We start from the raw sequence: 20,306 nt of genomic DNA on the forward strand, positions 1-20,306 counted from the left end.
CTATTGTACTCTCATTATATGGATAAATTATACGGTTGTCAACCTGTTAAAATATCTTCATTCGGATATTTTATTTTTCTGTTCTTTTTACGTGCAAATGAAAAAGCAAGTGTTAAAGGTCCCATTTTCCCGAAAAACATCATAAAGATGATAATAGCTTTTCCGATCATCGTTAAGTGTGGTGTGAAATTCATACTAAGACCGACAGTCCCAAATGCTGAAAATACTTCGAAAGCACTCATCAATAGAGGAACTCGCTCAGTAATACTTAAAATTAAAATAGCAAAAAAGATAAATGAAATGGAAATAATAGTGATGGTCAATGATTTGACGATGAGAGTATCTTTAATAGATTTTTTAAACACGACAATATCATCTTGTTCTTGTAAAAATTTAAATACCCCAAAAAACATGATTAAAAAGGTTGTTAATTTAATTCCACCCCCGGTTGAGGCACTACCAGCGCCAATAAACATAAGGAGCATCATTAATAGTAGGGAAGGCTTTGATAATGCAGAAATATCAACTGTATTAAACCCCGCAGTTCGAGTTGAAACGGCCTGGAAATAAGCGGCCATTCCTTCTTCAAATGGGGTAAATCCTCTCATAGAAAAAGAATTGTGGAACTCGAATATAAAAATAAAAATAGTCGCAATAATATTGACGATTAGGGTAGAAGAGAGCATAAGTTTTGAGTGTAATGTAAGGTTTTTAAAATTTTTCTTTCTTTTTATATCTACGATTACTGTAAAACCAATCCCACCTAAAATAATGAGGGAAGAAATAACGAGATTGACAAGAATGCTATGAGAATGGGACATTAAATTATCGCTCCACACAGAAAAACCAGCATTGTTAAAAGCAGAGATGGAATGAAAAAAACTATAATAGATCCCTTTAGCAATACCGTATTTTGGTACCCATTCAAAAGAAAGAATCAAAGTAGCGATACATTCGACTGTAAAAGAAAATAAAAATAATGCTTTGGCAAGTCGAATGACGCCTCCAATATTCGTTTGATTTAACGCTTGTTGCAGTAAAATTCGGTTTTGAAGACCAATTTTTCTGCCGAGCATAATCGCAATTAAAACGGCAAAGCTCATAATGCCAAGTCCGCCCACTTGTATAAGCGTTAAAATGACACATTGGCCAAATAAGGTAAATACTTTACCAGTGTCCACAACACCAAGCCCTGTAACTGTACAAGCAGAAACGGTTGTAAATAAAGCATCCAGCCATGAAATAGACGTTGTTGTAGCAATTGGTAGCTTTAATAAGCATGTACCGATAATTGATAACATAATAAAAGACAAAGTAAGAACACGGGGAGGACTCATGCTAATATTAATCCGTTTCATGTCACATATCGTTCCTTTCAGTTTGCTCTTATTAGTATGTGAAAAAGCATGATTATGTATGTTAAAAATAGAAAGAGGCAGAGAATATCTGCCTCTAAGCCATATGTTATAGTATTATCCACGTAATTGTTGTTGAGCTAAAGCAACAAGTCGTTTCGTTACTTCACCGCCAACTGAACCGTTAGAACGAGATGCTGTATTAGAGCCTAAGCTAACACCAAATTCTTGTGCAATTTCATATTTAAATTGTTCAAGTGCTTGTTCTGCACCTGGAACTAGTAATTTGCTTGTTTTTACCATGTTGATACACATCCTTATGAGTAGTCCAGTTCAGCTAAGTACCTATCTAAACTGGTAACGTTATTTTATGTGGAAATGACGTACTCATACGCGGAAGTAATCGGTGTGATTAGAAGTTATTGGATAGAAAAAAGAGTAGCAAATTTGCTACTCTTTTTTCAGTATTGTCGCTGTACCTTCTACGACAATATCACCTGATTGATTATATATGTTTGTTTGCAATGTAATGATTTTTTTATCGTCCCGTTTTTTAATAACTTCTGCCACAACGCGAAGTGTATCGCCTATTTTGACAGGAGCACGGAATGAAACGTTTTGAGATAAATAAATCGTGTTTTTGCCAGGGAGTTTCGTTCCAAGAATCGTCGAAATGAAACTAGAAACGAGCATGCCATGAGCAATACGTTCTTTAAACATTGTCGTTTTTGCAAAAGAATCTAAAATATGAATAGGGTTCACATCTCCAGTTAATTTTGCAAAATTGATAACGTCCTCATCCGTAATCGTTTTTGTAAGGGATGCTTGATCACCGACTTGAATCTCATCATAACGAAGCTCCGGAACAGTTTGTGCTTCTTGAAATGGATTCATTTTGGCCTCCTTCTTTTCCATATCGAAAAATGCCAGCCATCTTGATGTAGTAGGAGGAAGAAAGAGTTTTGTTTGTGCTGCAGTTAGCTCCCACATTTTTCTTACTTGATGGAAGTAAATAAATTTTTTGAGTTTTCCTCGAACTGCTTTGCGAGTTCTAGTTGTTTGGACTTGAACTCCCCCAAAAAAACTTCTAACTGTTTTTGAACCTCTTCACGTTGTAATTGTTGTTGTTCAATAAATTGTTTTGTTGTTTCTTCAAATTGACCGCTAGTTTGAGTAAGAATAGACAAAGATGTTTTCGTAGGAGAAACAGTAAGTTGGTGCATTTGAGTAGAAAGTTCATTCCATTTCCCTTGCCACTCGTTAATTTGATCATTTAAGGAGTTTCCAGTTAATTGCTTCACGTAATCTGTATATTGGTTATTGAACTGAGCAGTGAATTGTTGTAGTTCTTTTTCTAGTTCATCTACTCCTGATGTTAATTTATGCAAAGCGTCTTGTTGTTGTTTTAAAGTTTCTAAAGTAAGTTGCTCTAATTGTTTCCCAGCTGAAGAGAAGAGGGAAAGAGATTGAGACCAGTTTTTCCAAAATGCATCGACTAATTCGTATGGCTTAGTTTCCATTGTTTGACCTCCAAATGTTTTTTTGCATATTGTGAACGCAGATTACTCTGCTGTACCACCAGGTGAAGATGAAGAATCCTTTTCATCCTTTTCTGGAGAAGTAGAAAATGGAAAGAACGCATTGGTGTATAACGTAAAAAACGTCCGCAACATATTTTGATAATGTTCAAAAGAAGTCGCACATGTTGTTAAATATTGCTCTCCATATTCTGTTAAAGAATAAATTCGTTTCGCTGGCCCGCCTTCGCTTGTATCCCAAGTAGAAGAAATAAGGTTTTCTTTTTCTAATTTGCGTAGTGTTCTATACACATTACCTTGGTCAACAGAAGAAAAGCCGATGTCCATTAGCATTTGAATGAGTTTGTAACCATGAAGACTCCAGTCTTTTAGACAGAGAAGTAAGAAAGGAACTAAGAAGTTTTTTGGCATGGAGTTTGGTTGTTTCGCTTGGTTTTTTTCCAAACTTTCTGGGTGTTCTGGTTCATTATGTAGCATGATTGTGCATCACCTCATGAATCAGTTAGATGGAATTTTTTGCTTATAAGTGCAATTTACACCTATCTGTTTTTAATGTCAACACATTTATTGGAAAATAAAGAAAAATAAAATATAGACTTGAAGTTTTATTCAGAATATTAGAAAATAGTGAATAGGTTGAATTGTTTCAAAAACAAAAAAGGGAGTGTAGGCGAAGTGATTGATCAAAAATTCGATCCATTGCAAGCATGGAAAAATGCTTATGAACAAACCGAAACATTTTGGGGAAAAGCGCTCAATGAAACAATTAAAACAGAAGAATATTCTGCTTGGATGGGCAGCGTTCTAGACTTGAATTTGTTTTATCAAAAAGCGTTAAATGATACAACAAAAAGTTATTTAGAACAGGTGAATGTGCCTACGAAAGAGGATATCGCTAGAGTAGCTACGCTTGTTATTAACTTAGAAAATAAAGTTGATAACATTGAGGAAGTTCTAGAAGAGAAAGTGGATTCATTAGGACAAGCCCCTACATTAAAGCGTGATGTTACGAAAGTAAAGCAAGATATTCGCACATTAGAAACGAAAGTTGATCAAATTTTGGAATTGCTAGAAAAGCAAAATGCAGTTCTAGCGAAACTACAAGTACCTGTAAAAGAAGAAGTAAAGCCTGCGAATAAGCCAGAAAATAAAAAATGATAATAGCGTTTGTTTATAACGTGTAAAAGGGAAGGGAGAATCTCTTTTTCATGTATAAACAACGAAACATAATTAATATATGGACTCTATTTATAGGAGTACCAAAATGATTCATAATAATCGTTCACAAATTCATTTAAGGGGGAAAAGAAATGGTTCAATTAAATGGCAAAGTAGCAATCGTAACAGGTGGGGCAAAAGGAATTGGAAAAGCAATTACAGTAGCATTAGCACAAGAGGGAGCAAAAGTAGTTATTAACTATAACAGCAGTAAAGAAGCAGCTGAAAACTTAGTAAATGAATTAGGAAAAGAAGGACATGACGTTTATGCAGTTCAAGCGGATGTTTCGAAAGTAGAAGATGCAAACCGACTTGTAGAAGAAGCTGTGAATCATTTTGGTAAAGTTGATATTCTTGTTAATAATGCTGGTATTACAAGAGATCGTACATTCAAAAAGTTAAATCGTGAAGATTGGGAGCGCGTAATTGACGTGAACTTAAGCAGCGTATTTAATACGACAAGTGCTGTACTTCCATACATAACGGAAGCTGAAGAAGGAAGAATCATTAGTATTTCTTCTATTATTGGTCAAGCTGGTGGATTTGGACAAACAAACTACTCTGCAGCAAAGGCCGGAATGTTAGGATTTACTAAATCATTAGCGTTAGAACTTGCAAAAACAAATGTAACTGTAAACGCAATTTGCCCAGGATTTATTGATACTGAGATGGTAGCAGAAGTGCCAGAAGAAGTACGTCAAAAAATCGTTGCGAAAATCCCGAAAAAACGTTTTGGTCAAGCTGATGAAATTGCAAAAGGTGTAGTATACCTATGCCGTGACGGTGCATATATCACAGGTCAGCAATTAAACATTAACGGTGGATTATACATGTAATGAAGTAAGAAAAAAGTGCATATCCATAGCAGGAATGCACTTCTTTTTTTAGAAAGAAATCGACCGAAAAGGAGATAGAAAAATGACTACATTCGTAACGGAATGGGAAAAGCAGTTGGAGTTGTACCCAGAAGAATATCGTAAAGCATATCGCCGTGTGAAAAGAGCGAGCGAAGTTTTATTACGCGAACCAGAACCACAAGTTGGTTTAACACCGAAAGAGGTTATTTGGACGAAGAATAAAACGAAGTTGTATCGTTACATTCCAAAACAAGAAAAAACACAGAGAGTCCCTATCCTATTGATATACGCGCTTATTAATAAACCGTATATTATGGATTTAACTCCAGGAAATAGTTTAGTGGAATATTTAGTAGATCGTGGTTTTGATGTGTATATGCTTGATTGGGGCACATTTGGTTTAGAAGATAGTCATTTGAAATTTGATGATTTCGTGTTTGATTATATTGCAAAAGCAGTGAAGAAAGTAATGAGAACGGCGAAATCGGACGAGATTTCTTTACTTGGTTATTGCATGGGTGGAACGCTAACTTCTATTTATGCAGCACTTCATCCGCACATGCCAATTCGCAACTTAATCTTTATGACAAGTCCTTTTGATTTCTCTGAAACAGGATTATACGGTCCTTTATTAGATGAGAAATACTTCAATTTAGATAAAGCGGTTGATACATTCGGAAATATTCCGCCAGAAATGATTGATTTCGGAAATAAGATGTTAAAACCAATTACAAACTTTGTAGGTCCATATGTCGCTTTACTCGATCGTTCAGAAAATGAGCGCTTCGTCGAAAGCTGGAAATTAGTTCAAAAGTGGGTTGGTGACGGTATTCCATTCCCAGGTGAATCTTATAGACAATGGATTCGTGATTTTTATCAAAATAATAAATTAGTGAAAGGTGAACTCGTTATTCGCGGACAAAAGGTAGACCTTGCAAATATTAAGGCGAATGTCTTAAATATTTCTGCGAAACGTGATCATATCGCTCTGCCATGCCAAGTAGAAGCGTTGCTAGATCATATTTCTAGCACAGATAAACAATATGTATGTTTACCGACGGGACATATGTCGATCGTTTACGGTGGAACAGCAGTAAAACAAACATATCCGACGGTTGGAAATTGGCTGGAGGAGCGTTCTAATTAAAAATAAAAAATCCAACTAGCTTATGTTAGTTGGATTTTTTTATGGGAAATAACAAAACATAGAAAGGAAAAATTTATATTTTAGGAGTATAATTATGAAACTTATGACTGGTAAGTTGTTTTGGAATACAGGAGTTTCTATACCTTGTTATCCATCATTAGAAAATGATATGATATGTGATGTGCTTGTAGTCGGAAGCGGAGAAGCGGGTGCTCATATAGCGTATTCGTTAGCGAAAATTGGAATGCGTGTTACGCTCATTGAAAAAAGAGCAATCGCCTGTGGTAGCACAGCTGCTAATACAGGTTTACTACAATTTCTTCATGATAAATCGTTAACCTCACTTATCCATACATTTGGTGAAAAAAAAGGGATACGAGCATATAAACTTTGTTACGAAGCGCTACGAACAATGGAGCAAGTTGTACCAACTCTCGATATTGATCCCCATTTTATTCCGCGAAGTAGTTTGTATTATGCAAGTAAAAGTGAGGATGTTTCATTTTTACAAGAGGAGTATAATACGTTACATAATTATGGATTTCCGGTTGAGTATTTTACAGAAACTGATGTGAAAGAGCGTTATTCTTTTACAAAACAAGCGGCATTATATACACACGGTGATGCCGAGGTGAATCCGTATTTATTAGCGCATAGCCTTTTGCATAAAGCAAATCAAATGGGAGCTACTATACTTGAGCATACAGAGGCCATACATATAAAAAAACGCCAAAATGATTTAATTTGTTATACGAAAACAGGAAATCAAATTGTAGCAAAGAATATTATTATGGCGACGGGTTATGAAGCACTTTTCGGAAAGAAAGAAAAAAATACAACAGTGGAAACATCATATGCAGTTGTGACAAATAAGGTAGATTCTTTTGAAGGCTGGCATGAACAATCATTAATTTGGGAAACAGCACGACCTTACTTATATTTTCGAACGTATGAAAACCGTATTATTGTAGGTGGATTAGATGAAGCGATGCAAATTCAAACAATCGGTGATACGAAATTATTGCATAAGCGTGATCTCCTTATTAACATTGTAAAAGAGATGTTCCCGCAGTATAAGAATATACAGGCAGACTACTATTGGGCAGCAGCATTTGGTGGTAGTCATGATGGTCTCCCTATTTTAAAAGAAGACAAAAAGATACATAATTTGTTTTACGCATTGCCGTATGGAGGTAATGGAACTGTGTATGGAATGGTATTTGCCAAATTATTTGAGCAGTTATTTACAAATAAAGAAAGTAAAGATTTTTCTTTATTTAATCGATAGAAAAAGGTAGCGAAGTGATGGAATGAAAGATATAAAAAAGTTTTTACAAAAATTGCGTCCTGTACAACTCATTGTTTTGTTTTATTTATTAGCAGTAGTTGTATCGGTAATATTGCTTAGTTTCCCGTTTGTTACGAAGGCTGGTGTGAAATGGACATTTATCGATGCCCTCTTTACATCTGTTAGCGCGGTAAGTGTTACGGGCCTGTCTGTTGTTACGATTTCAGATACATTTACTACGGCAGGAATTATTATGTTAGCCCTTATTTTACAATTAGGCGGCTTAGGAATTATGGCGCTTGGTACGTTCGTTTGGATTATAACAGGGAAAAAGATTGGTTTGCAGAGAAGAAGACTCATTATGGCAGACCATAATCAAGGGAATTTATCAGGCCTTGTAGAATTGATGCGTTCTATTTTAATTGTAATTATTTCGATAGAACTTATTGGAGCAATACTATTAGGTACAAGATTTCTACTCTATTTTCCAACTTGGCAAGAAGCTTATTTTCACGGTTTCTTTGCCGCTGTTAGTGCAACTACGAACGGAGGATTTGATTTAACTGGACAATCACTAATTCCGTACAAAAAAGATTATATTGTGCAAATGATTCATATGTTACTTATTATTTTAGGAGCGATTGGCTTCCCGGTGTTAATGGAAGTAAAGCAATTCTTTAGTAAAAGACGACAGCAACTATTCCGCTTTTCGTTGTTTACAAAATTGACGACAACGACATTTTTTGCACTCGTTATCGTTGGAACAATTATGATTTTTTTACTAGAACGAAATCAGTTTTTAGCAGGAAAGTCATGGCATGAAACAGTTTTCTATACATTATTCCAATCTGTGACGACGCGAAGTGGTGGACTGGCTACAATGGACATACGTGAGTTGGCACAACCGACGCTTTTATTTATGAGTATATTAATGTTTATAGGGGCATCTCCAAGTTCGGTTGGGGGCGGAATACGTACAACAACATTTGCTGTTAGCATATTATCGTTATACACTTTTGCAAGAGGCGGGAGAACAGTTAGAGTCTTCAAACGTCAGCTACATGAAGAGGACGTGCTGAAAGCATCTGTCGTTATGACGATGGGGATTTTATTATGTGCCACGGCATTATTTATTTTATCTATTACGGAAAATGTACCGCTTATGAGTTTAATTGTTGAAGTGTGTTCTGCTTTCGGGACGACAGGCCTATCGACAGGTATTACGCCAGATTTAACAACTGTTGGTAAACTTGTACTCATTGTACTTATGTTTATCGGGCGTGTCGGTATTTTAACATTTATACTAGCTAGTGGTGGAAGAGAACAGCCACCTCGCTATAAATATCCGAAAGAGAGAATTATTATTGGATAATATGAAACCATTCTACCTACGTTAGGTAGAATGGTTTTTTAGTCGTTAATGCCAAATTGTGGATGCATGAAAGCTTCATTCTTACTATCCACTTCTTTTTTTAGCAACTCTTGATTTTCTTCTGAAATCCACCCAATATCATTTGTAGGATGAATCCATTCTTCTCCAGCCATAATGGCAGGGTCTACTTCATCAGTCCAATTGTGAAGTGGACTATTCTCGGAATCATATTTACTGTCTCCGATTACGACGTCATATTGATTTATGAAAGGTTGTTGCATCTTCTTTCCTGTTCCTTTAAAAGATGGGAAATTCATTTGATGCGGGAGCGTTTCATCTAAAATTGGTGACTGAATTTTATCTTTCTTCTTCAAAATAATCGCTCCTTTTGTAATGTTTTCTTCATAGGTAGTATTTCCATCTAGCGGCCCGTATGTACTTGTTAACACTTGCCAGTAATAATTATTTAATGTTGCTTCAAACTATAGTAGAAAGTGAATTTTTGAGAGCAGGTGAATGTATTGGTAAAAAGAAAAGTGAAACAAAATGCGGCAATCAATAATAATAAAACTCCGAAAGAAAGCTTACCAGATGCAGAATTTGCATTAGAGTATGAAGGAGAAAATAGCGCGAAGTATGCAAATCGTAATTCAAAAAAAGGTAAACAAAAATGAGGCGTTTTTACAAACGCCTCATTTTTTTGTGGGATTATAAAGGTTTTTTTAATTATTTGTAAATTTAGGGTTCATTATTAGCAGAAAAATGCGAAAAAACATAGAAGTAGCAACGTATTACACAAAAACAAACAACAAACAAAAGATTAATGTTGGTTTAATACTGCTTTTACACTAGTTGTTTATATTTGAATTGTACATAAGATTTGTAAAAGGAGAGAGAGACAGTGAAAAAAACAATCTTTAAAGCTGTAGCAACTGGAATGGTATTTTCGTTATTAATGGGGTGCGGTGCAAAGAAAGAAGAAAGTGCTGGGGCAAAAGTGAAAGATGATAAATTATCTGGATCATTAACTGTTTACACAGCGATCGAAGAAGAACTTGTACCAATTTATCTTGATTCATTTAAACAGAAGTATCCAGATGTAAAACTGAACATTGTTCGTGATTCAACTGGAGTTATTACAGCGAAATTGCTAGCTGAAGGAAAAAATACACAAGCAGATGTTGTATGGGGAACAGCAGCGTCTAGTCTATTGGCTTTAGATAAAAAAGATATGTTAAAAGGATACTCTCCAAAAGGAGCAGATCGTGTTCTTCCGCAATTTAAAGATGATAAGCAACCAGAAAAATGGGTAGGTAATACGGCATTTATGACGGGGATTGCTATAAATAAAGAAGAATTAAAGAAGAAAAATTTACCGATGCCAGAATCATACGAAGACTTAACGAAACCAGAATATAAAGGAACGCTTGTTATGCCACATCCAGCTTCTTCTGGAACAGGATTTTTAACAGTTTCTGCATGGTTACAAATTATGGGTGAAGATAAAGGCTGGGATTACATGAAGAAACTTCATGATAATATGGCAACTTATACTCATTCGGGTTCAAAACCAGCGAAATTAGCAGGCGCAGGTGAATATCCAGTTGGCGTATCAATGGTTTATAGTGCTTTGAAAGAGAAACAAAAAGGTGCACCAGTTGAAGTTGTATTGCCGAAAGAAGGATTAGGTTGGGAAGTAGAAGCGAACGCACTTATTAAAAAAGATAATGCAAAAAATGAAAAATTAGCGCAAGCATTTTTAGATTGGGCAATTACTGATGATGTAATGAAGTTATACTTCGAGAAAAATGGATTTGCGACAATTAAAAATGATTATAAACTTCCAGATGGATTCCCTAAAGATGTAACAGAAAAGTTATACAAAAAGAATGACTTTAAGTGGGCAGCAGAAAATCGCGACAAAATTTTAGAAAAATGGGAAAAAGAGTTTGGTCAAAAAGCAGAACCGAAAAAGTAAGTGAGTGGGAGAGAGAAAAAATGAGCGAATATTTATCAATTCAACACATTCAAAAACAGTTTGATGCATTTACAGCGTTAAAAGATATTTCTTTTACTGTGAAAAAAAATGAGTTTGTATGTTTATTAGGCCCAAGTGGTTGTGGGAAAACGACATTGCTTCGAATTTTAGCAGGGCTAGAAGAGGCAACAACAGGTAATATAGCTGTGGATGGAAAAGATATTACAGCATTACCTCCTGGAAAGAGGAACTTCGGAATGGTGTTTCAATCGTATGCATTATTTCCGAATTTAACAGCACTTGAAAATATTGAATACGGCTTAAAGACAAAAAAATATGGAAAAGCAGAAGTAAAAGAGAAAGCGCTAGAGGCGTTAGAACTAGTTGATTTACTGAATGTAAAAGATAAATACCCTGCTCAAATGTCTGGTGGACAACAGCAGCGAGTGGCACTTGCACGTGCGCTCGCTCTGTCTCCGGATATTTTGTTACTGGATGAGCCGTTATCTGCTTTAGATGCAAAAGTACGTGAAAAGTTACGTAGAGAAATGCGTGATTTGCAAGAAAAAGTAGGAGTAACAACTATTATGGTCACGCATGATCAAGAAGAGGCATTAACGATGGCTGATAAAATTGTTGTAATGAATCATGCGGAAATTATGCAGATTGGAACACCAGAGGAGATTTATCAAAGACCAGCCAATCCGTTTGTGGCAGATTTTATTGGTTCTATTAATTTCTTTTCGAAAAATAATGAAGAACATGCAATTCGTCCTGAACATGTAACAGTTGTACAAAAAGATGGTATTAAAACGGTTGTGGAAAGTATGGAATTCCGTGGATCTGTATATCGGACAGAAGTGCGAGTCGTAGAAGAAAAAACACATCTTTATAACGAGAAAATTGTAGTGGATATATTAGCATCAGAAGTAGAAAAAACCGCTATTAGAAAAGGAAAGCCGATTCAAATCTCTTTCTCAGAAAATCATATGTTGTCATATGGAAAGAAGGTCATTGTATAGATGGAGATGTTAGAAAATTTCAAGGTAGAAAGTACGAAAAAAAAGATTAAGAGACGTATTGGTAAAGAAGAGTGGATACAAAGACTATTAATTATTGGTATGCTTCTTGCTTTTTTGATCATGCTTGTATTACCCCTATTACAATTGTTTACACAAGCTTTTTACGATAAAGATGGAGCTTTCATTGGTGTTGCGAATTTCAGTAAATATTTCACAACACCAACGCTAGTTCAATCATTACAAAATACGATATGGATCTCGGGTGCGACAACAATTATTGCAGTGACACTCGCTTTTGTTTACGCCTATGCAATTGCTCGTACGAATGTGTTTGGGAAGCGTGTATTTCAATATGTCGCGTTGTTACCACTATTCGCACCAACGATGATGCACGGTATCGCACTGACATATTTATTTGGTAATCAAGGGTTAGTAACGAAAGGCATGTTTGGTTTGTTTGAAGGGATACAAATCCCTTTATATGGACCAGTAGGAATTGTAATGGCTGAAGTCATGTATACATTTCCGCAAGCATTTCTTATATTATTAATTGCTTTTCAAGGCTCTGATTATCGTTTATATGAAGCTTCTAATATGTTAGGAGCGAGTAAAACAAAGCAATTTTTCACTGTTACTTTACCTAGTGTAAAGTACGGATTAATTAGTGCGATGTTCGTTGTGTTTACACTTAGTTTCACTGATTTTGGGGCACCAAAAATTGTTGGTGGACAATATAATGTACTTGCTACTGACGTATATAAGCAAGTAATTGGACAGCAAAATATGCCGATGGGTGCAACTGTTGGAATGATTTTATTAATCCCAGCTATATTTGCATTTGCAGTCGATCGCATTACGCAAAGAAAGCAGGCGAATCTCTTATCTTCCAAATCAGTACCTTACAGAATAATAAATAATAAGAAAAGAGATGTTATTTCATTCGTATATTGTAGCGTAGTAACGCTTATGATCATTCTATTATTTGTGGCAGTTGGTATTGCTGCAAGTGTGAAAGTATGGCCATATAATATGAGCTTTACATTTGAGCATTTTAACTTTTCTAGTTTAACAGGAGATGGACTTGAAGCGTTTAAAAATAGCGTAATTGTTTCAGCAATCACAGCGGTTATTGGAGCGGTTTTAACATTTATGTTCGCTTATGCGATTGAGAAAATAGATCAGCTACAATTTTTCCGAAAAACAGGATACTTTTTCTCTATCGTCCCTTTAGCGATACCAGGTTTAGTACTTGGGTTAGGCTATGTCTTCTTCTTTAGTCAACCAACCATACAAATCTTTGGACTTTCCGTAACGAATCCGTTTCATTCTCTATACGGAACAATCGCTGTGCTAGTACTAGTCAATATCATTCATTTTTATTCTGTAACATTTGTTACAGCAACGACAGCTTTAAAGAAATTAGATCGAGAGTTTGAACTTGTTTCCCAGTCGATGGGAATTCCGTTTTATAAAACATTCTTTCGAGTAACAGTACCGATGTGTTTACCGGCGATTTTAGAAATGGTAATGTACTACTTCGTAAATTCAATGGTAACTGTATCGGCAGTCGTATTCCTATATGCAGCTGATTTTAAACTAGCTGCCGTATCAATTGTAAATATGGATGATGCAGGAAATGTAGCACCGGCAGCTGCAATGAGTGTACTTATTGTTGTTACAAATATTGTAGTAAGAGTTGTATATGAATGGGGAACGAAAGCACTTCGTAACCGAACTTCACAATGGCAAAAAAGATAAATAAGAAGGGTGATGGATTGAATGAAAATAGAAGCAGTTATTTTTGATTGGGCGGGTACGACAGTTGATTATGGATGTTTTGCACCACTGGAAGTATTTATGGAGATTTTCCATAAACGCGGTGTTGAAATTACTGCAGAAGAAGCTCGTAAGCCAATGGGGTTATTGAAAATTGATCATGTAAGGGCATTAACAGAAATGCCTCGTATTGCGAGTGAGTGGAATCGTATTTTCGGACAATTACCAACAGAAGCAGACATTCGGGAGATGTATGAAGAATTTGAAGAGATTCTCTTCGCTATTTTACCGCGCTATGCGTCGCCGATTAATGGCGTAAAAGAAGTGATTGTTTCTTTACGTGAAAGAGGAATTAAAATTGGTTCAACGACTGGTTATACGAGAGAAATGATGGATATTGTAGCAAGAGAAGCAGCGCTACAAGGGTATAAACCTGATTTTCTTGTAACGCCAGATGATGTTCCAGCGGGTCGTCCATATCCGTGGATGTGTTATAAAAATGCGATGGAACTTGGTGTATATCCAATGAATCATATGATAAAAGTTGGAGACACGGTATCGGATATGAAAGAGGGAAGAAATGCTGGAATGTGGACAGTGGGTGTAATTCTTGGCAGTAGCGAGCTCGGTTTAACGGAAGAAGAAGTGGAGAATATGGATTCGGTAGAACTTCGTGAAAAAATAGAAGTAGTTCGCAATCGTTTCGTTGAAAATGGGGCGCACTTTACGATAGAAACGATGCAGGAACTCGAAAGCGTAATGGAACATATCGAGAAACAAGAACTTATTATTTCATAAAAGGGGAATAGGATCATGACTGAAAATCACTACTTATTATTAACACCAGGACCGTTAACGACAACAAAAACGGTAAAAGAAGTTATGTTATACGATTGGTGTACGTGGGATGCTGAATATAACACAATGGTGCAAGAGGTAAGAGCTAAACTTGTATCGTTAGCAACGAAGGAAGAAGAAAAATATACGACTGTTCTCATGCAAGGAAGCGGTACGTTTTCAGTTGAAGCAGTCATTGGTTCTGTTATTCCTAGAAATGGAAAGTTGCTTGTTTGTACAAATGGTGCGTACGGTCAGCGAATTGTACAAATGGCAGAGATGTTACATATAGATGTGGTGGTTAGTCAAACGGAAGAATGGGAGCCTACTAATATTGCAGAAGTAGAAAAGATATTACAACAAGATAAAGAGATTACACATATTGCAGTTGTTCATTGTGAAACAACAACAGGTATTATCAATCCAATTGTAGATGTATGTAAATTAGGGAAGCAATATGGAAAAGTAACATTAGTTGATGCAATGAGTAGTTTTGGTGGCATTGAAATAGATATCGCTGAGTTGCAAATTGACTTTCTGATTAGTAGTGCGAATAAATGTATCCAAGGTGTTCCTGGGTTCGGCTTTGTTATTGCAAAGCGCGATGAATTGGTGAAATGTAAAGGGCAGGCACGTTCATTATCATTAGATTTATTTGATCAGTGGGAAACGATGGAAAATCAAAATGGGAAATGGCGTTTTACGTCACCTACACATGTTGTACACGCTTTTTATCAAGCACTACTTGAATTAGAAAAAGAGGGCGGAGTAGAAGCTCGTTACAATCGATATGATAACAATCAAAAACTATTAGTGAATAGAATGAGAGAAATCGGATTTAAGCCACTAGTAGATGAAAAATATCAATCGCCTATTATTACATCCTTCATTTATCCAGAAGAGTGGTTCGATTTTGGGCAGTTATATAATGAATTAAAGTGTGATGGATTTGTTATTTATCCAGGTAAAATTTCAAAAGTAGATACATTCCGTATTGGAAATATCGGTGATGTACATGAGGCTGATATTAATCGCTTAGTTGATAGTATCGCTAAAGGAGTTGTTATAGGTTGAAAGTATTTTGCTTAGGTGGAGCAGGAAAAATTTGTCGTGAAGCAATTTTAGATTTAGTGCAATTTTCATCTTTTGAGACGATTACAGTAGCTGATTTTAATGAAGGAGAGGGCCTGAAAGTAGTAGAATGGCTCAATGATCCCCGTGTTGATTTTGTGAAAGTAGATGTAACGAATCACGAGGATACGGTTGCAAAAATGAAAGGCTATGACATTGTAATGGATGGCACGACGATAAAGCTAAATGGATTGTCTACTCGATGTATTGCAGAAGCAGGTTGTCACGGTGTGAATTTGAATGGATTTGGTGAAGAAAATGAATCTCATTCTATATTTACTCAAAATAGAAGAACGTGTTTACCTGGTTTTGGTATGACGCCAGGTGTAACGCAAATGATGGCAATGCATGCAGCAAATCAGCTAGATACTGTAGAGTCAGTTCGTGTAAGTCATGGATCGTATCGTCCAATTGCTTTTTCTGCATCAATTACAGAAACAACGACATATGAATATGATCCACATTTGCCATCGCGTACAGTGTATGAAGATGGTGAGTTTAAGCAAGTACCTCCGTTTGCGCGTCCGAGGGAAATTGAATTACCGGCGCCTTATGGTACGGCAACGCAGTATATAATCCCACACTCTGAAACGATTACGTTAGCGAAGGCACTAGAAAATAAAGGTGTCAAGCTGATAGAGACGAGAGGAACTTGGCCAAAGCAAAATATGCAGCTCGTACGTGCTTTATATGATTATGGTATATTGCGTAATGATCGGGTTGACATAAATGGGAAAGAAATCGGCATTATGGATTGTATTTCGAAGTATTTATTGCAATCGAAAGAAGGACAAGAAACGGAAATTTACGGTTATGCACTTCATGTAGAAGTAATAGGTATGAAAAATAATGAGAAACAAAGGCACGTATTATATCATACACACCCGTTATCTGATGGATCTGTAATAGGATGGGAAAAATTAAGAGCTTATACGAGAAACGTCGGTATTCCATTTGGGATTGCTACAGAGTTAATCGCAAAAGGGAATGTAAATAAAGTTGGTGTTGTGACACCTGAGGAAGCTTTTGTAAATCCACAAATTGTTTTTGATGAACTAAAAAAGCGTGGAATTCATATTCATGAAGAAGTTTCTACTTACAAAGAAAGTTATAATTTTGTATAAGTAAGGCAGTTTATGAGGTAGAAATCAATGGGGTGAGGCTATGTCTGTAGTAGGTGAAGAAAGAAAGCGAACCATTCTTGAGAAGGTAGAGTTTAAAGGAAAAGTAAAAGTTTCAGAGTTAGCGAGAGAGTTTGCTGTATCAACAGAGACGATTCGTCGTTATTTAGAAGAATTAGATCGTGAAAAGAAGTTGAAGAAAGTGTATGGTGGAGCCGTCCAACTTCCGGGAGCTGGAATAGAGGCACCAATGTTAGAACGAGAGATGCTGCATATAGAAGAGAAGAAGAGAATTGGGTATAAAGCAGCAACGTTTGTAGAAGATGGAGATGTGATTGCGATTGATGATGGAAGTACACCACTTCAAATGGTGCCATATCTTGTTCATCGTAAAAATTTAACGATTGTAACAAGTTCATTTCCAGTAGCAACACAATTAATTTCTTCTATTAATAAAAAGATGTTTCACGGTGAAGTTTTATTTATTGGTGGAAAAGTATCTCCAAAGCATTCACGTGTGTCAGGGTCTATTTCGCAGCAAGTAATCCAGCAATTTCATTTTCATAAAGCATTTGTTTCGATTGATGGATTGTTACCCGGTTTTGGGGTTTCTAGTTTTGAATTAGAAAAGGCGAAATTGTCAGAAGCGATGCTGAAATTAGCGGAGAAAACATATATTTTATGTGATCATACAAAAGTAGGTGTAAAAGGAAATTACCGAATAGCAGCATTTTCGCGTATTCAACATGTAATTTGTGATAAGAAAATGCCTTATAGTTTTGAAGAGGAAGTCAAAAAGCATAATATTCAATGGACAATTTGCTGAATAAATTGAACTCCCACCCGATTATGAGGTGGGAGTTTTACTGTTCGCAAATAGCGGGATAAAAGATTTGTATTTATGCAAAAAGTGGACACATTTTCTCATCTCTTTCATATAATTTACCAATACAAAAAAAGTTGGTCGAAGGAAAGAAGGGAGAAGCATGTCAGAACGGATATATAATAAACTTGTATTGTATGCAAATATTTTACAAAAAATTGGTTTTATTAATGAAAAAGAAAAAAGTGAAATTCTTCATACGATAGGCAAAAAAGCCCTGTGAATAAAGGGCTTTTTATTTTTTATCTATGAAAATATAAACTTAATGTAATATTACCATTGACAATGATAATGAGATTCATTATCATTTATTTGTAGGTAATTGATAAGAATTATCAATTGTAAAAATTATATATGATAGGGGATATTATTTTGAAAAAAAGTTATATTAAGGCGCTAGTAGTAGCCACAACATTAGCAATTCCATTTGCTACATACTCTACTCCAGCATTAGCAGCACTAAAAGCTGAAGCAAACCAGTCGGTGGCAGCAGCTAGTGAACGTACATACGATACTGAGATTAAAATATATAAGGATCAAAAAGATGAGCCATCTATGGTTTCTCAGTACATAAAAAATCCTAAAGTAGCAATTGAAGATGGGAAAAAAATTGTTACTGTAACAATACAAGATAGCGATTATTTTCAATATCTTAGAATAGAGGATAAAAACCAACCTGGTGTATTTCAAGATGTGAAAGTTTTATCAGAAGATAAGAGGAAAAATGGAACGAAAGTAGTCCAATTTGAAATTGGCGAATTTGAGAAGAAGCATAATATGCAAATGCATATACTTATTCCGGCCATTGGATATGATCACAAATATCAAGTTCAATTTGAAATTAAAGATCCAACTGTAGGTGACAAAGAAACGGAGAAACCAGATGATAACTCTAATTCAGGCAATACGGAAACGGATCATCCAGTTGATAGTCAAAATATGATAACAGATAATAAATTAAGAGAGCTTGTTAATAAAAAAGTATTTAATAGAAAAGATTTAAATACACCGATTACGAAAGAAGAGTTATTACAAGTAAAGGATTTGTTTTTAAATACGAATGAGATTCTTGATTATAGTGCATTAAAATATATGCCGAATTTGAAGTCTTTAACAGTTGCGAATGCGAAGATAACAGATCCGTCGTTCTTTGCGAACTTAAAGCAATTAAATCATTTAGCTTTGCGTGGTAATGAATTTTCAGATGTAACGCCACTTGTTAAAATGAATAATTTAGAATCTCTTGATTTAAGTAATAATAAAATTACAAACGTTGCACCATTAGTTGAAATGAAAAATGTAAAAAGTTTATATCTATCGGGCAACCAAATAGAAGATGTAACAGCATTAGCGAAAATGGAACAACTAGGTTACTTGAATTTAGCAAATAATAAAATTACTAATGTTGCTCCATTAAGCGCGTTAAAAAATGTAACATACTTAACTTTAGCGGGTAATCAAATTGAAGATATTAAACCGTTATATTCATTACCTTTAAAAGACTTAGTATTAACGCGTAATAAAGTTAAAGATTTATCGGGTATTGATCAAATGAATCAATTAAGTAAATTATTTATCGGGAAAAATCAAATTGAAGATGTGACACCACTTACTAAAATGACTCAACTTACAGAACTAGATTTACCTAACAATGAGTTAAAGGATATTACTCCATTATCGAGTCTAGTAAACTTACAAAAGCTTGATTTAGAAGCAAATTATATTTCAGACTTAACACCAGTTAGCAATTTGAAAAAGTTAGTATTTCTAAGTTTTGTTGCAAATGAAATCCGTGATGTTCGACCAGTTATAGAACTAAGTAAAACAGCTTATATCAATGTTCAAAACCAAAAAGTATTTTTAGAGGGTACAGAAGTAAATAAAGAAGTAAAAGTACCTGTATACGAAAAAGATGGTAAAATCTCTACAAAAATTCGTTTGAAGAGCGAAGGTGGTACGTATAGTAACGATGCAGTTAAGTGGAGTACACCAGGTGAGAAAGTATATGAATTTGGTGTGAAAGATCCATTTGCGGATACAGGAATCTTCTTTACGGGATCTGTCATTCAAAATGTGGTAGAAAGTAAAGGGGATAATACTTCTAAAGAAGATGAAAAAGTAGAAGTAGTGGAATTTAAAGATGTGCCAAAAGGACATTGGTCAGAAGAAGCAATTAATTATTTAGCGAAAGAAAATATTTTCAAGGGATATGGAAATGGACAATTTGGATTTGGGGATAGTATTACTCGTGGACAAGTTGCGTCTTTAGTACAAAGGTACTTGAAATTAGAAAATAAAGTAGAGCAGAAAGAGAGATTTACAGATACGAAAGGGCATATGTTTGAGCAAGATATTGCTGCAGTTGCGCAAGCTGGCATTATGCAAGGTGATGGTACTGGGGAGTTTCGTCCAGATGGAGTATTAACTCGATATGAAATGTCGGTAGTATTGCATAAAGTATTTCAGTTAAAAGAAGCTGGAAATAATAAAGTGAACTTTAAAGATGTACCAACTGGTCATTGGGCAGAAGGTTATGTAAAAACGTTAGCGGATAATAATATATCAAAAGGTGATGGAAACGGAAACTTTTTAGGTGATGATTTCGTAACACGTGAACAATATGCACAGTTTTTATATAACGCAATAACGAAATAAAAGATGAGAAAATACGCTATTCTTTGATTGAAAAAGAATAGCGTATTTTTTATATATAAAATGAGATAGGAAATAGACAGAAGTATAGACATATGAATAGCCCATTTTAAAGAAGAGCTGTGAAACCA

The 20,306-nt window shown here is 35.3% G+C and carries 20 protein-coding genes; 14 read left to right on the plus strand and 6 right to left on the minus strand.

The genetic code is table 11. The annotated features are described in order from the left end of the window. Positions 1-38: 38 nt before the first annotated feature. From FS742_RS16500 to phaQ, 5 genes are all read right to left on the minus strand, one after another. On the minus strand, positions 39-1,358 hold the full coding sequence (locus tag FS742_RS16500) for a TrkH family potassium uptake protein (protein ID WP_144613698.1): 1,320 nt from the start codon (positions 1,356-1,358) through the stop codon (positions 39-41). A gap of 114 nt (positions 1,359-1,472) precedes the next feature. Beyond that, the gene (locus FS742_RS16505) at positions 1,473-1,658 is read right to left on the minus strand and encodes an alpha/beta-type small acid-soluble spore protein (protein WP_144613700.1); all 186 of its coding nucleotides are present in this window, start codon (positions 1,656-1,658) and stop codon (positions 1,473-1,475) included. Positions 1,659-1,805: 147 nt separating this feature from the next. Then, positions 1,806-2,249 (minus strand): MaoC family dehydratase, encoded by a 444-nt coding sequence (locus FS742_RS16510; RefSeq protein ID WP_001067917.1) that lies wholly within the window; start codon positions 2,247-2,249, stop codon positions 1,806-1,808. Between the two features lie 101 nt (positions 2,250-2,350). Then, complete coding sequence (gene phaP / locus FS742_RS16515; protein ID WP_075308595.1) at positions 2,351-2,875, minus strand: polyhydroxyalkanoic acid inclusion protein PhaP; 525 nt, start codon at positions 2,873-2,875, stop codon at positions 2,351-2,353. Positions 2,876-2,917: 42 nt separating this feature from the next. Then, positions 2,918-3,370 carry a poly-beta-hydroxybutyrate-responsive repressor gene (gene phaQ, locus FS742_RS16520; protein ID WP_000903018.1) on the minus strand — a complete coding sequence of 151 codons (453 nt, stop codon included), beginning with the start codon at positions 3,368-3,370 and terminating at the stop codon, positions 2,918-2,920. Positions 3,371-3,568: 198 nt separating this feature from the next. Here phaQ and phaR point away from each other — a divergent pair, with 198 nt between their 5' ends. The 5 genes from phaR (at position 3,569) to FS742_RS16545 (ending at position 8,775) form a co-directional block, all read left to right on the plus strand. Beyond that, a complete protein-coding gene (gene phaR / locus FS742_RS16525) occupies positions 3,569-4,051 on the plus strand; it encodes a polyhydroxyalkanoic acid synthase subunit PhaR (protein ID WP_000566960.1) in 483 nt (160 codons plus the stop codon). 152 nt (positions 4,052-4,203) lie between these two features. After that, a complete protein-coding gene (locus FS742_RS16530) occupies positions 4,204-4,947 on the plus strand; it encodes an acetoacetyl-CoA reductase (RefSeq protein ID WP_000250412.1) in 744 nt (247 codons plus the stop codon). An 82-nt stretch (positions 4,948-5,029) separates the two neighbouring features. Then, a complete protein-coding gene (gene phaC / locus FS742_RS16535; protein ID WP_000206842.1) occupies positions 5,030-6,115 on the plus strand; it encodes a class III poly(R)-hydroxyalkanoic acid synthase subunit PhaC in 1,086 nt (361 codons plus the stop codon). Positions 6,116-6,209: 94 nt separating this feature from the next. Next, the gene (locus FS742_RS16540) at positions 6,210-7,403 is read left to right on the plus strand and encodes an NAD(P)/FAD-dependent oxidoreductase (protein ID WP_144613702.1); all 1,194 of its coding nucleotides are present in this window, start codon (positions 6,210-6,212) and stop codon (positions 7,401-7,403) included. A gap of 22 nt (positions 7,404-7,425) precedes the next feature. Next, positions 7,426-8,775, plus strand: a complete 1,350-nt coding sequence (locus FS742_RS16545) for a TrkH family potassium uptake protein (protein WP_144613704.1) — start codon at positions 7,426-7,428, stop codon at positions 8,773-8,775. Positions 8,776-8,813: 38 nt separating this feature from the next. On the opposite strand, the gene FS742_RS16550 is transcribed toward FS742_RS16545, so the two are convergent. Next, a complete protein-coding gene (locus FS742_RS16550; protein ID WP_144613706.1) occupies positions 8,814-9,149 on the minus strand; it encodes a DUF3905 domain-containing protein in 336 nt (111 codons plus the stop codon). 147 nt (positions 9,150-9,296) lie between these two features. Here FS742_RS16550 and FS742_RS27635 point away from each other — a divergent pair, with 147 nt between their 5' ends. The 9 genes from FS742_RS27635 (at position 9,297) to FS742_RS16595 (ending at position 20,178) form a co-directional block, all read left to right on the plus strand. Next, entirely contained in the window at positions 9,297-9,449 is a 153-nt protein-coding gene (locus FS742_RS27635; protein ID WP_000240799.1) for a hypothetical protein, read from the plus strand. A gap of 227 nt (positions 9,450-9,676) precedes the next feature. After that, positions 9,677-10,753, plus strand: a complete 1,077-nt coding sequence (locus FS742_RS16560; RefSeq protein WP_000750910.1) for a putative 2-aminoethylphosphonate ABC transporter substrate-binding protein — start codon at positions 9,677-9,679, stop codon at positions 10,751-10,753. A 20-nt stretch (positions 10,754-10,773) separates the two neighbouring features. Beyond that, complete coding sequence (locus FS742_RS16565) at positions 10,774-11,775, plus strand: putative 2-aminoethylphosphonate ABC transporter ATP-binding protein (RefSeq protein WP_144613708.1); 1,002 nt, start codon at positions 10,774-10,776, stop codon at positions 11,773-11,775. Beyond that, positions 11,776-13,533, plus strand: coding sequence for a putative 2-aminoethylphosphonate ABC transporter permease subunit (locus FS742_RS16570; RefSeq protein ID WP_144613710.1), 1,758 nt, complete (start codon positions 11,776-11,778; stop codon positions 13,531-13,533). 21 nt (positions 13,534-13,554) lie between these two features. Then, entirely contained in the window at positions 13,555-14,349 is a 795-nt protein-coding gene (gene phnX, locus FS742_RS16575; RefSeq protein ID WP_144613712.1) for a phosphonoacetaldehyde hydrolase, read from the plus strand. Positions 14,350-14,364: 15 nt separating this feature from the next. Then, a complete protein-coding gene (gene phnW / locus FS742_RS16580; RefSeq protein WP_144613714.1) occupies positions 14,365-15,462 on the plus strand; it encodes a 2-aminoethylphosphonate--pyruvate transaminase in 1,098 nt (365 codons plus the stop codon). Further along, a complete protein-coding gene (locus FS742_RS16585; RefSeq protein WP_144613716.1) occupies positions 15,459-16,643 on the plus strand; it encodes a saccharopine dehydrogenase family protein in 1,185 nt (394 codons plus the stop codon). Before phnW ends, FS742_RS16585 begins: the two co-directional genes overlap by 4 nt. A gap of 40 nt (positions 16,644-16,683) precedes the next feature. Beyond that, the gene (locus FS742_RS16590) at positions 16,684-17,466 is read left to right on the plus strand and encodes a DeoR/GlpR family DNA-binding transcription regulator (protein WP_000117658.1); all 783 of its coding nucleotides are present in this window, start codon (positions 16,684-16,686) and stop codon (positions 17,464-17,466) included. Between the two features lie 429 nt (positions 17,467-17,895). Further along, the gene (locus FS742_RS16595; RefSeq protein ID WP_144613718.1) at positions 17,896-20,178 is read left to right on the plus strand and encodes an NEAT domain-containing leucine-rich repeat protein; all 2,283 of its coding nucleotides are present in this window, start codon (positions 17,896-17,898) and stop codon (positions 20,176-20,178) included. Positions 20,179-20,306: the final 128 nt, after the last annotated feature.

Origin of the sequence: Bacillus cereus (assembly GCF_007678085.1) — a bacterium.
Lineage (GTDB): Bacteria > Bacillota > Bacilli > Bacillales > Bacillaceae_G > Bacillus_A > Bacillus_A cereus_BE.